Below are 14,346 nucleotides of genomic sequence, written 5' to 3'. Positions count from 1 at the left end.
GGGTACCGGTCGGCGTTTCATGACCCGGCGCATCGCGATGGTCTCATGGTTCAACTGCGGAACAACCGCAGTCGACCACCGGCCGAGCAGACCCGGAGCGGACACCGCTGACCTGGACAACAGGCCGCTGCACAGGCAAGAGTCGACATCCTTGACAAGAGCGGGCGGGGGTTCGGACACGTGAGGGTAGAGGGCATACATATCGCCGGAATAGGCACCGCCGATACGGATCTTGTATCGACGGCCGAGGCGGTGGAGCGGGGCTGGTGGGATGCCGATGAGCAACAGCGCAGCGGCCTGCTTTCGATTTCGGTGGCCGGTACGACACCGGCACCCGAACTCGCCATAGCGGCGGCGAACTCCGCGCTTGCGCACTCCCGCCATGCGCCGGGGGAATTCAGCGGGGTATTCCACACGAACGTCCACCCGCAGGGGCCCGACGGCTGGTCGGCGCCGCACTACATCAACCGGCACACGGTCAATCAGCCGGTCACCTCGCTGGAAGTTCGCAATGGCTGCGTGGGGTTCTTCTCGGCGCTGAACCTGGCGGTGTGCTACCTGGGCGCCGAGCGCGACCGCACGGCGGCCCTTGTGACCGCGGCGGACAACTTCGGCACGCCCGCGGTCGATCGCTGGCGGGCGTCGAAGCAGTACGTCCTTGCCGACGGCGGCGGAGCCGTGGTGCTGTCCAAGCGCGGCGGCTTCGCCCGGGTCCTCACGGTGACCGCGGTCTCCGATCCCGAGCTGGAACTCAAGCACCGGTCCGGGGAGACCATGTTCCCACCCGGTCTCACCGCCGGGCGGGCCCTCGACTTCAGGTCACGTATGGCCTGTTTCCAGCAGCGGTCCGCTGCTGGACTGATACCGCCGCTCGGCGACTTCGGCGCGATCCTCTTCGACGCGGCGCAGGCCGCCCTGAAGGACGCCGGGCTCACCCTGGACCAGATCACCCGCGTGGTCCACGACGGCTTCACCGAGGACGGGATCCGCGACATGCTCCTGGACCCCGTCGGAGTGGGGATGGAACGCGGCATCTGGGAATTCACCCGCCGGGCGGGCCACGCCGGGCCGCTGGACATGATCCGCGGCCTGGAGCATGTATGGCGCTCCGGCGCGGCGACGGTCGGGGACCGCGTCCTGATGGTCGGCTGTGCGCCAGGGATGGAAGCGGCCTGCGTGCTGCTTGAGATCACCCAGGCGCCGTGACGGAGCCGGTCAAGGCCCGCTTCACCCCGGCCCACTCCGCGAGCAGCACGCTGTAGTACACCGCGTCGCGGCGCCGCCCGCCGGGCATGAAGTTGTAGCTGCGCAACGTTCCTTCCTCGACAGCTCCGATGTTGCGCAGGGCTCGGCGGGCCTGAACGTTGAGCACATCGGTCTTGAACTCGACGCGTTCGGCGCCCAGTTCCTCGAATGCGTGGCGCAGCATGACGAATTTCGCCCAGCGGTTGACACCCCGGCCCTGGAATGCGCTGCCCACCCAGGATCCGCCTATCTCCAGGCGCCGTTCGGATTCCGCGAAATTACTGAAGCCCATGCTCCCGGCCACGACACCACGGGCCTTGTCGGTGATGCAGTGGACCACCCGCCGGCCTGCGTCCTGATCCTCCATCATCTGGTTGAACCAGGCATGGAAGTCGTCATCGGTATCGATTCGGGTGACAAAGAACCGCCAGATCCGCGGATCCATCGCAATCGCGTGCAGCAGAGGTCGGTCCGGCTCTTCAAGCGGCCGCAGGAGAACGTGCTCACATTCCAGCGGCACCGCGGCACGTTCAACCCAGGTCATACGAGGCTCCTTCATCAGGACCGGCGCTGCTTCTTTCCCAGGGCGGCACGCAGCAGTTCGGACTCGCGGTCCGTGGCCGACTCCGCGAAATAGAGGAGCGCGCCGTCAGGGTCCCCTGACGCCTGAAGTACCTGGCGCAGCGCGCGGGCGGCGGCTTCCTCCCTGCTGAAGGCGGGAACGTAGCGGTATGCGAGGCCGCCCATCGCCCGCTGCACCCATTCTTTGCGGTGCAGGTTGTCGAGGATGGTCATCACCGTCGTATAGGCCAGGCGACGGCCTTCCAGAGAGTCCAGGACCTCACGGACCTTCATGGGCCGTTCCGCTGTCCAGAGAACATCCATAATGGCCGATTCACGCTCACCAAGACCGAACACTTGAACCTCCCCGTCGGGACCATACCGGTCGGGCTCATTGTGGGACCAGCATCGGCCGCTGATCCGTACCGAGGGCCGACTCGACGGCGCGCGCGGTGGACAACACCACATCGTCGCCCCGGAAGGGTCCGACAAGCTGCAGCCCCACCGGAAGCCCGGCGGCGGTCTTCCCCACCGGCAGGGACACCGCGGGCTGGCCGGTCATGTTGAACGGATAGGTGGCCGGTGTCCAGGACAGCCAGAGCAGATCACCGGGGTCCGCGGCCCAGGGCGGCCCGATGGCCTCGGCGGCGAACGGCTCGATGGGGACCGTGGCCATGGCGAGCAGGTCGTAGCGCTCCATCAGCGCCCGCAGCCGGATCCTCAACTCCATCCGGGTCTCCTCCGCGCGCAACACCGCGGCTCCGCCGACGGTCCGGCCGTACCGGATGACAGCAAGACGCCCCGGGTCGCACAGGGGATCGTCCTCGGGCGCGGACGCGGCGGCGTCGGCGGCCGCGATGATGTCTCGTAGCGCAGGCCCCGGGTCGGGGAAGGGTATGTCGATGTGCTCGACCCGATGACCCAGAACGGACAGCACCGCACGGGCGTTCTCGGCCACTGTGCGGATCTCCGGCTGCGTGCCGGGGAATTCGAGCCAGGCGATCCGCAGCGGCGCCTCCCGCCGGGGCGCCGGGACGAAGCCCGAGTCGGGGTCGAGCGGCGAGGCACCGGTCATCACCGTGGTGAGTTCGGCCGCGTCCGCCACACTCGTGGTGAGCGGCCCCAGATGCGCAAGGCGGTCGGCGCAGGCCGGCACATACGGGATCCGGCCGTACGACGGCTTGAACCCGACCACCCCACAGAACGCCGCCGGTATCCGGACCGATCCTGCGCCATCGGTGCCGAGCGCGGCCGCACACATACCGGCGGCCACCGACACCGCGGCGCCGCCGCTCGATCCGCCGGCGGAGCGCTCGTGGTCGAACGGATTGCGGGTGGCGGGCCCGATCCGGCTCACTGTGCTACCGCACCAGCCGTACTCGGATGTGGTGGTCTTGCCGATCACGATGGCCCCGGCGGCCCGCAGCCGGGCGACGGCAGGCGCGTCGACGGGCTCGCGCCGGTTCTCGAGCAGCGAGCCACGCAGCGTCGGCAGGTCCCCGGTCTGGACGAGGTCCTTCACCGAGACGGTGATGCCGAGCAGCGGCCGCCGCACCCAGGCCCGCGGGCCGAGTTCGCGGATCGTCCGGTCGGCCGCCTCCGCCTCGGCGACCGCCTGGTCGCCTGCGACGGTGACGAACGCCCCGAGTTCCTTGTCCTGTGCGGCGATGGCGGTCAGCGCGGCCTCCACATGTCCGATGGCCGAGCACTCGCCCTGTCGCATCGCCTCGCGGGTGTCGCCGACACCCCGGACCGCCGTCACGGGTTCCACACCCATGCCGAGTCGTGCCGGGTGAAGCCGATATGGGGGTAGTACTCCGTGGCGGCGGGCGCCGAAAGCAGCACGATCTTGGCGGTGGGTGCCTCCAGCCGTACCGCATCGATCAGGGCACGTCCGATGCCGGACCGCTGATGTCCGGCGCTGACCGCGATGTCCGACAGATAGGTGGTGTACGAGAAGTCGGAGACGCAGCGGGCGATCCCCACCAGCTCGCTGTCGGTACGGCAGACCATGACCAGGTTGGCGTTGCGCAGCATCGCCGTGAAGCGCCCGCGGTCCCCGATCGGCCGGCGCTCGCCGAGGCCCGATGAGCGGTAGACCGCGAGCACCTCGTCGACATCCAGCGCGGCGCCTTCGACGCGCTCAATCTTCCCGTTCACGCAGGGCGTCCAATCGCTTGAGGATCACGTCGTGATGGACCAGGAAACGCTCCGGTGTCACCCCGGCCGCGACGCCCTCCTTACCGAGCTCCGCGACGAAGTCCGTGCCGTCGGCCAGTGACCTGTTCGCCGCCGACTGCACCGTGCGATAGGCCGTCTCGCGCTCGACGCCGTCCCGCAGCAGATCGGCAAGCACCGCCGAGCTGAGGGTCAGGCCGCCGGTCGTGTCCAGCGCCTGGCGCATACGGTCCGGAAACACCTCCATACAGGAGACGAGTTCGACGGCCGCGATCACCTGGTAGTGCGCGACGGCCAAGCAGTCGGGCAGGATCACCCGTTCGACCGCCTGGTGAGCGAGGTCCCGCTCATGCCAGAGCGCCACGTCCTCCAGGGCCATCGACGCGTAGCCGCGCAGCAGCCGGGAAAGACCGCACAGGCGCTCGCTGGTCGTCGGATTGCGCTTGTGCGGCATGGCACTCGATCCTTGGTAGGCCGAGGCGCGCCGCTCCTCGACCTCGCGGACCTCGGTCCGCTGCAACAGGCGCAGTTCCAGGGCGATTTGCTCGATGCAGCCGCCCAGAGTGGCCACCGCCTGCACCAACTGGGCATGGCGGTCGCGTGCCACCACCTGGGTGGGCGCCGGCTCGACGCCGAGTCCCAACTCACCGCAGACGTAGGTTTCCACGAACGGGTCGATCAGGGCGTAGGTGCCCACGGATCCCGAGATCGTTCCCACGGCGACGGCCTCCCGGGCCGCTCGCAGCCGCTGCAGCGAGCGGTCCATGGCGAACGCGAATCCGGCCAGCCTGTGACCGAAGGTCGTCGGCTCGGCGTGGACTCCGTGGGTGCGGCCCACACAGAGCGTGCCCCAGTGCTCGGCCGCCCGGTCCGCAAGCACCTCACGCAGCCGGGTGGTGGCGCGGATCAGCAGGTCGCAGCTGCGGGCGAGGGTGTGGCCGAGTGCGGTGTCCACCAGGTCGTAGCTGGTCATGCCCAAGTGCACCCAGCGGGCCGACTCTTCGGGCATCCCCTCGCAGTACGCGGCGAGGAAGGAGAGGACCTCATGATCCCGTTCCCGCTCATGCTCCGCGATCCGCGCCGGGTCGGGCACCGGCGCCCGGACGATGTCGTCCAGGGCGTCGGCCGGCACCACGTCCAGGAACGCCTGGGCCTGGGACGCCAGTACCTCCACCCGCACCCACAGCGAGAAGCGGGCCTGATCCGTCCATAACTCCGCCATCTCCGGACACGTATAACGCGGAATCATCTCGGTCCTTCCCGGACGGCGCACACCGTCCTGGAATAGCGGCGATACGGCGCCGTTCGCATTCGCGGCAGCAGCGTTTGGGCCGGGAAGTCTTCACCAGCGTACGGCCGGTGACAACTGCGCACCGATTCCGCAGTTGAACCGGCAGAATCCGGCCTAGACGTTGGTTAGCCTGACCGCCGTGACTCTTTGCAGTGTGTGTACGTTGAGTAGCGGACATCCGGGGATATCCGTCGATGATGCCGGGGTGTGCAATCTTTGCCGGCTGGACATAGCCGGCGATCTACTGGTGAACTACCGGTACACCAACGCGGTCTTCGAGGAATTTCAGCAGGCGCCTCGGAATCCGGCTGTGCCGTACGACTGTCTCTTCATGTACAGCGGCGGCAAGGACAGCACCTACATGCTGGACAAGTTTGTCAATGAATTCGGCAAACGCGTCCTTGCCTATACCTTCGATGTGCCGTTCGAGAGTGCGCATGCCGCCGACAACATCCGGCTTGCCCGGGAGAAGATTCCGGCGGACTTCGTCCTTGACTCGGACGACGACAGCATCAAGAAGGTGATGCGGGAGGTCTTCAACCGGCCTGCCCCGAGAAAGCCGGGTACCTACCTCGACGAGAAGCTGCCGTGCGCCTCGTGCCGTACCTTCTTCGTGCTGCGCGCGGTGCTGCACGCCCATCGCCACCGCATCCCCTACATCGCGATGTGCGCGGACCCGCAGCAGATCCTGACGATGGAGTCCAATGTCAGGGAGATCGTCCGGGGTTTCTACGACGCGTTCGGGACCCGGCTGACCGACGAGGTGTTCCGGGGCGAGCTGGAAGAGGTGCTGTTCGCGGAGGAACACGAGCTGCCCAAGATCGTGTTTCCGTTCATCGCGATGCGGCACAGCTACGACCCGGACCGGATGGTGGCCGAGCTGAAGGCCAAGGGGCTTTACGAGTCCTCACCGCTGGAAACCCACTGCACCCTGTTCCCGCTGCTGAACTACTACTCGTTCAAACACTGGGACTGCATGTTCTACAAGCTCAACGCGGCCAGCCATGTGCGCGCGGTCAAGCGCAACAACAGCGGCACTCACCGCTCCACCTTCAGCATCAAGTTCCCCCAGGTCCTCGACATCCAGCGGGTCGAGGAACGGCTGCGGGAAGTGACCCTGCAGATCGCCGCCGGGGAGGGCGATCGCGACGAGCAACTGCGGGAGCTCATCGACATCTTCCGCGATCTGGACGCCGACGAGTCAGCGGCTCGGTTCGTCGCCCAGAGCTTCCTCGACATGCCCGCCGTCGCGGCCGACGTGGGCATCCGGTTGCCGTGAAAGGACCCACCATGGATGCGACTGTCGAGATACGCGAGGCGGATGTGGCCGTCGTCGGGATGGCGTGCCGTTTTCCCGGCGCCGAGAACGTGGGGCAGTTCTGGCAGAACCTGTGCGCCGGCACCCGGACCACCACGTACTTCACCGGTCAGGAGCTGCTTGCGGCCGGCGTGGCCCCGGAACTGCTGGCCGATCCACGCTATGTGAAGGCGGGCCAGGTGCTTGCGGACAGCGATATGTTCGACGCGGACCTGTTCCGTATCCCGCGGGACGAGGCCGAAGTGCTCGACCCGCAACAGCGCGTCTTCCTGGAGTGCGCGCTGACCGCCCTTGAGGATGCCGGCTGCGATCCCGACCGCTGCCTCGACACGGTCGGTGTCTATGCGGGGGCCGGACTCAACGCGTACGCCTGGCACTATCTGGCCGACCGGTTTCGCACGGCATCCGATGTCGAGCGCTACCGGCTGATGATCGCCAGTGACAAGGACTTCCTCGCCACCAGGGTCTCGTACAAGCTGGGGCTGCGCGGGCCCAGTGTGAACGTCGGTACCGCGTGCTCCACTTCGCTGGTCGCCGTCCATCTGGCGTGCCTGGCCCTGCTCGGCGGAGAGTGCGATACGGCGCTGGCCGGCAGCGCCCATATCCGCATCCCACAGGACCAGGGATATCTGTACCAGGAAGGCATGATCTTCTCGCCCGACGGGCGGTGCCGTGCCTTCGACGCCAAGGCGCAGGGCACGGTGCTCGGAAGCGGCGTCGGAGTGGTGGTTCTGAAGCGGCTGAGCGACGCACTGGCGGCCGGCGATCTGATCCATGCGGTGATCAAAGGCTCGGCGATCAACAACGACGGTTCGCTGAAGGCGAGTTACACCGCGCCGAGCATCGATGGTCAGGCAGCCGTCATCAGTGACGCGCTGCGGGTGGCCGAGTGTCCGCCGGAGACGATCACGTACGTCGAGGCGCACGGGACGGGGACGGCTCTCGGCGATCCCGTCGAAGTGGCCGCACTCAACGCCGCGTTCGCCCCGGCAGGACCGGATCATGCGTGCGCCCTGGGCTCGGTGAAGTCCGCCATCGGGCATCTGGACACTGCTTCGGGCATGGCGGGGCTCATCAAGACCGTGCTGATGCTGCGCCACGGCCGTCTTGTGCCGGCCGCCGACTTCGAGTCGCCGAATCCGCAGATCCCGTTCGCCGAGGGTCCGTTCAGCGTGCACACGGAGCTGTGCGACTGGCAGACTGCCGGCCACGGACCACGCCGCGCGGGGGTGAGTTCCTTCGGCATCGGAGGGACCAACGCCCATGTGGTGCTCGAGGAGCCGCCGGCCCGGCCCGCTGCCCCGGCAGTCTTCGAGGGCCCGGCTCTGCTTCTGGTGTCCGCTGCCACCGCGCCCGCCGCGGACCGCGCCGCCGCCACTCTTGCCCGGCATCTGCGGCGTGCTCCCGCGACACCTCTGCATGACGTCGCAGGAACGCTGGCTCTCGGTCGCCGCGTTCACGCACACCGCAGGTTCGTCGTCGCCGACGGCGTCCGGGACGCCGCCATGGCGCTCGCGGTCGGCAGCCGGGACCGCGTGGCGGCCGCCGAGGTGGTACGAGAATCCGGCTCTGCCGCGTTCCTGTGCACGGGTCTCTCGCCGGACGGCGGCGCGCACGCCGTGGCGCTGTACGAGCAACTCCCCGCATTCCGCGCCGCCGTCAACAACGCCTGTACCGGTCTTGTCGGCGACGAGGACGACGCTCGCAAGGCACTCACTACGGGCGACGCGGTAGCCGCGGCCCTGGCGGAGTACGCCACGGCCCAGGTGTGGTCCTGCTGGGGCGTACGGCCCGCCGGGCTGCTCGCCACGGGCGAGGGCTGGCGCGCGGCGGGCTGTCTGGCGGGCCTGTTCGACGTGGCGTTCATGCTGGACCCGGGGCAGGCAGGACCGCCGGCCACTGCGTCCGCCGAGCCGCTGTGGCTGGCCGACGGCGACGGCTGGCGGGGCCCCGGCAGTCCGGTCTCCGCCGCGGACGGGTCCGACCCGGCGTCGATGGCGACTGCGGTGCGGGACTCAGGCTTGATACCCGTGCGCATGGCCCCGGACTACGGCTCGGTCCACGACCCCGGCATGTCCGGGCTGCTCGCCTCACTCGGGCAGGCCTGGCTGGCCGGGCTGACCGTGGACTGGTCCCGGGTCCACTCCGGCCGACCGTTCCGCAGAGTGGGACTGCCCACGTATCCGTTCCAGCGTGAGCGTTTCTGGTACGACCCGGAAAGCTGCGGTGCTCACCCGCAGAACGGTCCTTCGCTGGGTGAGATCGTCGGCGGGCGCTGGGGAGCGGAGCAGGAAGACCTGCTCACTCAGTATCTCCAGGCGGAGATCGGCAAGGCGCTCGGCCCGCAGCCCACCGAGAGCGGGCTGCCCGATCCGGCGGTCAATCTGTTCGACCTCAATGCCGAGTCACTGATGCTGATCGAGCTGACGGCCAAGCTCAGCGACGAGCTGCGCTGCGAGATTCCGGCGACCGCGTTCATCGACTACCCGACCATCGAGGAGTTCGTACGGAACTTCGCCGAGACCCTCGGACAGTAGCCGAGACCCTCAGACAGTAGACGGGACGCTGCTCAAGGGCGGTTCCTGCGCCGGTGGATCAGCGACCGGTCCAGGCGCCGCCCGTAAGCCGTGGCGCTCACCATCGGGCCCACGCCTGCCAGCGCCGACAGATGCGTGGCCATACTGCGCACGGTGGGGTTGCGGAACATGTCCACGGAGGCAAGATCCACCCCGAACTCGCTGTTCAGGTTGGATATCACCTCGACGATCAACAGTGAACTTCCGCCCGCGTCGAAGAAGTTGTCGTCGGCCCCGATGTCGTCCCGGCGCAGTACCCGCCGCCAGATGGCGGCAACGGCGGCCTGCGCTCCGTCCTGCGGGCGAGGCCCGGCCTGACCGGTGCCCGCATCGACCGGCGGCACGGGCAGCGCCTTGCGGTCCACCTTGCCGTTGCGGGTGACGGGGATCTCGACGAGCGGTACGAACAGCGCGGGCACCATATAGCCGGGGAGCAGCCGCGCGAGATGCCCGCGCAGCGTCGCGGCTCCGGGCAGTCCGCTCGCGGAGGGAACGAGATAGGCCACCAGCCTCCGGTCTCCCGGAACGTCCTCACGGACCACCACGACCGCTCGCGCCACTCCTCCGTGCCCGGTCAGGGCCGCCTCTATCTCGCCGAGTTCGATGCGATAGCCGTGCAGCTTCACCTGGTCGTCGATCCGGTTCAGATACTCGAGGCGCCCGTCGGCGAGGTACCGCACCAGGTCCCCGGTGCGGTACAGCCGTCCGGTCCCGGCGAGTTCGTCGGAGGTGAATTTCTCGGCCGTCAGCTCCGGCCGCGCGTGGTAGCCGTCCGCCACCCCGTCCCCGCCGATGTACAACTCCCCCGGCACATACGGCGGCAGCGGCCGGCCCTGGGCATCCCTCACGTAGCAGCGGGTATTGGCGATGGGCCGGCCCAGGGTGATCCGGTCTCCCGGCCCGAGCCGGACTGCCGACGACCAGATGGTGGTCTCGGTCGGGCCGTACAGATTCCACAGCTGTGCGCAGCGGGTCAGCAGCCCGGCCGCCAGATCCGGGGGAAGCGCCTCTCCCCCGCACAGCGCCCGCAGCCCCGGCTCACCGTCCCAGCCGGCTGCGATCAGCATCCGCCAGGTCGCCGGTGTCGCCTGCATCAGGGTCGGCCGGGAGACACGGATCCGCTTGCGCAGTGCGAAACCGTCGGTGGCCGTCCGCTCGGGCACCAGCTCTGTGGAACCGCCGGAGATCAGAGGCAGGAACAGCTCGAGACCGGCGATGTCGAAGCAAACGGTGGTGACGGCGAGGAGTCGGTCGTCCGCGGTGCAGCCCGGGGAACCAGCCATCGAGCACAGGAAGTTGACCAGTGCGCGATGCCCGACCCGCACCCCTTTGGGGCGGCCCGTCGAGCCCGAGGTGTAGATGACGTAGGCGAGGCCGTCGGGCCGGGCCGCATACGGCGACGGGACGACGACGCCCTGCGGCAGCCGGTCGAGGCACAGTTCGGGCAGCACTCCTTTCCATGGCGAGGTGGGACCGCCGTTCGTGACCACGAGCCGGGCGCCCGCGTCGGCCAGCATGGCGCGGATGCGGTCCGGCGGGTACACCGGATCCAGCGGTACGTAGGCGGCACCCGCCTTCATCACGCCGAGCAGGCCTACGACCAGATCGGCGGAGCGCCGAAGGTGGACGCCGACCAGGTCTCCCGGCTCGACCCCCCTATCGGCCAGTGCCACGGCCAGTCTGTCCGAGCGCTCCTGGAGCCCGCGATACGTCAGTGTCCCGCCGTCGGACACCACGGCGACGGCCTCCGGTCGGCGCCGTGCCTGCCGAGCGATCAGATCGGGTACGCACCTGTCCCTCGGATAGTCCGCGCCGGTGGCGTTCCAGCGGTCGAGGACGAGCTGCCGCCTGCTGCCGGACAGCAGCGGTACGGCGGCGACATCGTGGGGCGCGTCCGCGAGCGCCCGCAGGAAGGCGCCGAAGTCGGCACGCAGCGCCTCGGCCGCGTCCGCTGCGATCCGGTCCGCCGACAGACGCCACACGCACCGGTCACCGGTGGGAGACACGAGGATCTCCGCTGTGCCGCCGCCGACCTGCTCCGTATCGGCCGCACCGATCCGCACGACAATGGGCAGCCCGTGCGGTCCGGGAACCTTCCTCAGGACCGGGTACCGGGACCGTACGTCCCGGAGAAAGCCGACGCGCTTGTCGGCGGCGGCCACCGCGTCGGCGACCGCCACGCAATAGTCCGCGAAGCCGAGCCCCGGCTCCGGTACGGGCAGCCGCAGCGGCACGGCGGCGGCGAACAGACGGGCGTCGGCCGCGTGCTGTGCCGCCCGAAATCCGATGTCGGCCTCGTCTTCACCGGCAGTCCTGGCCAGATAGAGCAGCACGGCCGCCAGCAGAGCCCCCGCCCGGTCGCCGGGACGGATCGACGCGAGTCCGGGCGGCGCGGCTGTCGTCAGATCCAGCCGGCCGACTGCCGCGGGGGCGGTTACGGCGCCGCGGTGGCACAGGTCCATCGGGCGGAGACCGGCAAGGCGGCGCACCCAGTACGCCTCGTCGGCGCGGGTCGCGGTCAGCTGGGCGACCAGCTCGCCCACCGCCTCGTCGTCCGGCTCGGGCAGCAGCCGACCGCGCTCAAGACCCCAGCGGGCCGCGAGTTGGAGAGGTGTGACGGGTTCTGCGTCCGGGAGGGCGAATCCGCCCAGCGTGAGATCACCACCGCCGGTGGCAACCGTGATCCCGTCGCCGTCGACGGACACGACGGTGCCGGGTCGCAGGCCACTGCGCGACCGGGACAGCCGGCTCTCCGCCACCGTCAGGATCTCGCCGGGCCCGACTGCCTTCGCGGTGCCAAGCCGGTTGGGATGAGGGCCGAAACACGTCGCGCGCACCAGGGCGTGCAGCGCTGCCCCGTCTCGCGACCAGCGCAGCAGTCCACCGTCGGGCAGTACGTCATGGCGGCCGTGGTAGGTGCGCAGCCCCAGATTCTGCGGCACCCGCCGCTCCCCGCCCGCGGCCAGCAGATCCGTCAGCTCGGCGAACGAGTCCGCACCGGCCTGGAAGCACTTGATGTTGAGGCTGTACGCCGTCTCGTCGGCATCGACGGTGAACCCGCGCTGCAGAAGGATGTCGCCCTCGTCGGCGGCCTCTGTCATCACATGCCAGGTCACTCCGTGTTCGACGGGCGACTTTTCGACGGGCGACGCAAGCAGTGCCCAGCTGGTGGCGTGCAGCCCGGCGTGCCGCGGCAGCAGCGCGTCATGGAAGTTGACGGCAAGGCGGCGCGGAAGGGTGAGCAGCCGCTGCGGCACCAGCCGCAGGTTGCTGATGCTGAACAGGTAGTCGAACGGCGCACCGTCCAGCGCGGGTTCGAGCTCGTCGAACCGGGCGAGAGCCGGGATGTTCCGCCGGCGCGCCCATGCACGTAACTCGGGATCCGGGGCGATCAGCGCGATGATGCGATGGCCCTTCTCCAGCCATCGGGAGGCGCATTCGGCCAGCAGTGCGTTCTCCCCCGCCAGCACACAGCTGAGGGACGCCGTCACCGCTGGTTCCTGTTGCGGCGCGTGCTGGGCGGTTCGAAGACCAGCGCCACGTTGTGGCCGCCGAACGCCGAGGACGTCGAAAGCGCGGCATGCGCCGGAGCGCGGCGGGCGGTGCCGCGGACATGGTCGAGATCGCAGCGCGGGTCGGGCTCATCGAGGTTGCGTGTCGGCGGCAGAAGACCCCGGGACACGGCCAGGACCGTGGCGGCCGCCTCCACCGCCCCCGCGCCACCGAGCAGATGCCCCGTCACCCCCTTCGTCGAGCTCACCGCGGGCTGGTCGGCGCCGAAGACCTGCCGGATGGCGGCGGCCTCGGCGATGTCGCCGATCTTCGTGCCGGTGCCGTGGGCGTTGACGTAGCCGATGTCCCCGGGCACGAGACCGGCCCGGCTGATCGCCGTACGCAGGCACTGCGCGACTCCGGACCCGTCCGGGTTCGGCATCATCAGGTGAAACGCGTCCGTGGTGCATCCCCACCCGGTGAGATCGGCGTAGCCGACGCCGTCGCGGGCGTCGGTGAGATCCGCCCGCTCGATCACCAGCATGCCGCCGCCCTCGCTCAGCACAAAGCCGTTGCGCCGGGTGTCGAAGGGACGACTGGCGGCGGTCGGGTCCTCGCTCCAACCCGTGGCCAGAGCACGGGCGTTGCGGAATCCCGCGATGCCGGTGAGACCCAGCGTCGCCTCCGTACCCCCGCACACCACCACGTCGGCGTCGTCGGCCGAGATCAGCCGGTAGGCCTCGGCGATGGCGTGGGCGCTGGCCGCGCAGGCGGTGGTGTGGGTCGAGCTGTAGCCGCGGATCCCGTGCTTGATCGCGATGCGTGCCGTGGACATGTTCGGCAGGAAAGCGGCGTACAGGAACGATGTCACGCCCGAGGAGCCCCGCTCCCCGGAGGACCGCGCCTGCCGTTCGAAAGTGATCATGCCGCCCGCACCGGTGGAGCCGACGACGGCGACCCGCTGTGGATCCACGTCCTCACCGATCTTGATACCGGCGTCGGCCAGCGCGGCATCGGCCGCGGCCACCGCCATCAGCGAGAAGCGATCGGCGACACCGGTGTCGTGCCGGGGCACGAGCTGGGCCGCGTCCAGCTCGGGCGCGATCCCGACAGCGTCGAGGAGACCTTCGGCGACATGGCCGGCCGGCGGCCGCACCAGACCCGACCGGGGCAGGCACAGCGCCTCGAAGAACTCGTCCACGTCCTCGCCCAGCGGCGTGACCAGACCGATGCCCGTCACCACGGCCCGCTGGTGGGCCCGCCTCGGATCAGCCACGGCCGGCTCAGTCGGCCTGGCCGGCGGCCGAGGCCGCGCCGGCCCGCTCGGCCACCAGGGCGACGAGCCCGTCGAGTGTCAGCTCCGCCATCGCGGGCAGCTCCTCGTCGGCGAACCGCACCCCGAAATCGTCCTCGATACGCACCGCGAGTTCAGCCACGCCGAGCGATTCGAGGTCGAGCCCGGCCGGGCCGAGCACCATGGTCCCCGTCAGTTCGCTGAGGTCGAAATTCATGTCGGTCAAGGCGGCCATCACCGACTCGCGAATTGTCTCGATCACATCGACTCCTGAATACGTCGCCGAAGCATGTCGGCGCAGTTGGCCCTGGCCGACAGCACCCTGGCACGCGGTCGGCCGGGAAGGCACGCTGTGCGGCGGTTGCACACCGCGAGGGACCGGCGCCCCATG

11 protein-coding genes are annotated in these 14,346 nt (G+C 69.4%); 3 read left to right on the top strand and 8 right to left on the bottom strand.

Annotated elements, in window-relative coordinates; translation table 11 throughout:
• Positions 1-180: 180 nt before the first annotated feature.
• On the top strand, positions 181-1,206 hold the full coding sequence (locus tag E2651_RS03685; RefSeq protein WP_135329502.1) for a ketoacyl-ACP synthase III family protein: 1,026 nt from the start codon (positions 181-183) through the stop codon (positions 1,204-1,206).
• Here the strand turns inward: E2651_RS03685 and E2651_RS03680 are convergent.
• Genes E2651_RS03680 through purB form a run of 5 tightly spaced genes read right to left on the bottom strand, consistent with a single transcriptional unit; the run spans position 1,190 to position 5,233 of the window.
• On the bottom strand, positions 1,190-1,789 hold the full coding sequence (locus E2651_RS03680) for a GNAT family protein (RefSeq protein WP_135329501.1): 600 nt from the start codon (positions 1,787-1,789) through the stop codon (positions 1,190-1,192). The genes E2651_RS03685 and E2651_RS03680 overlap by 17 nt on opposite strands.
• A gap of 14 nt (positions 1,790-1,803) precedes the next feature.
• Positions 1,804-2,163 carry a BlaI/MecI/CopY family transcriptional regulator gene (locus tag E2651_RS45045; RefSeq protein ID WP_135329500.1) on the bottom strand — a complete coding sequence of 120 codons (360 nt, stop codon included), beginning with the start codon at positions 2,161-2,163 and terminating at the stop codon, positions 1,804-1,806.
• Between the two features lie 34 nt (positions 2,164-2,197).
• On the bottom strand, positions 2,198-3,583 hold the full coding sequence (locus E2651_RS03670; protein WP_209446053.1) for an amidase family protein: 1,386 nt from the start codon (positions 3,581-3,583) through the stop codon (positions 2,198-2,200).
• Complete coding sequence (locus E2651_RS03665) at positions 3,565-3,966, bottom strand: GNAT family N-acetyltransferase (protein ID WP_135329499.1); 402 nt, start codon at positions 3,964-3,966, stop codon at positions 3,565-3,567. The genes E2651_RS03670 and E2651_RS03665 overlap by 19 nt, the downstream gene beginning before the upstream one ends.
• Entirely contained in the window at positions 3,950-5,233 is a 1,284-nt protein-coding gene (purB, locus tag E2651_RS03660) for an adenylosuccinate lyase (RefSeq protein ID WP_135329498.1), read from the bottom strand. Before purB ends, E2651_RS03665 begins: the two co-directional genes overlap by 17 nt.
• A gap of 163 nt (positions 5,234-5,396) precedes the next feature.
• Here purB and E2651_RS03655 point away from each other — a divergent pair, with 163 nt between their 5' ends.
• Both E2651_RS03655 and E2651_RS45895 read left to right on the top strand, forming a co-directional pair.
• Positions 5,397-6,554: an OzmP gene (locus E2651_RS03655; RefSeq protein ID WP_245238546.1), complete on the top strand. Its 1,158-nt coding sequence runs from the start codon at positions 5,397-5,399 to the stop codon at positions 6,552-6,554.
• Between the two features lie 11 nt (positions 6,555-6,565).
• Complete coding sequence (locus tag E2651_RS45895) at positions 6,566-9,130, top strand: beta-ketoacyl synthase N-terminal-like domain-containing protein (protein WP_135329497.1); 2,565 nt, start codon at positions 6,566-6,568, stop codon at positions 9,128-9,130.
• A gap of 32 nt (positions 9,131-9,162) precedes the next feature.
• Here E2651_RS45895 and E2651_RS03645 read toward each other — a convergent pair whose 3' ends face one another.
• The 3 genes from E2651_RS03645 to E2651_RS03635 are packed head-to-tail and all read right to left on the bottom strand — an operon-like array spanning position 9,163 to position 14,217.
• Complete coding sequence (locus E2651_RS03645) at positions 9,163-12,660, bottom strand: amino acid adenylation domain-containing protein (protein WP_135329496.1); 3,498 nt, start codon at positions 12,658-12,660, stop codon at positions 9,163-9,165.
• Positions 12,657-13,937 (bottom strand): beta-ketoacyl-[acyl-carrier-protein] synthase family protein, encoded by a 1,281-nt coding sequence (locus E2651_RS03640; protein ID WP_135329495.1) that lies wholly within the window; start codon positions 13,935-13,937, stop codon positions 12,657-12,659. Before E2651_RS03640 ends, E2651_RS03645 begins: the two co-directional genes overlap by 4 nt.
• Before the next feature lie 7 nt (positions 13,938-13,944).
• The gene (locus E2651_RS03635) at positions 13,945-14,217 is read right to left on the bottom strand and encodes a phosphopantetheine-binding protein (RefSeq protein ID WP_135329494.1); all 273 of its coding nucleotides are present in this window, start codon (positions 14,215-14,217) and stop codon (positions 13,945-13,947) included.
• Between the last annotated feature and the right edge of the window lie 129 nt (positions 14,218-14,346).

Origin of the sequence: Streptomyces sp. MZ04 (genome assembly GCF_004684775.1) — a bacterium.
Classification (GTDB): Bacteria; Actinomycetota; Actinomycetes; order Streptomycetales; family Streptomycetaceae; genus Streptomyces.
Note: the sequence above shows the minus strand (reverse complement) of the source record. Positions and strands in the feature narration are given on the sequence as shown.

Coding starts and splice junctions, on each gene's coding strand:
- E2651_RS03670 (WP_209446053.1), bottom strand. CDS start 3,583: ATGGGTGTGGAACCCGTGACGGCGGTCCGGGGTGTCGGCGACACCCGC.
- purB (WP_135329498.1), bottom strand. CDS start 5,233: ATGATTCCGCGTTATACGTGTCCGGAGATGGCGGAGTTATGGACGGAT.
- E2651_RS03680 (WP_135329501.1), bottom strand. CDS start 1,789: ATGACCTGGGTTGAACGTGCCGCGGTGCCGCTGGAATGTGAGCACGTT.
- E2651_RS45895 (WP_135329497.1), top strand. CDS start 6,566: ATGGATGCGACTGTCGAGATACGCGAGGCGGATGTGGCCGTCGTCGGG.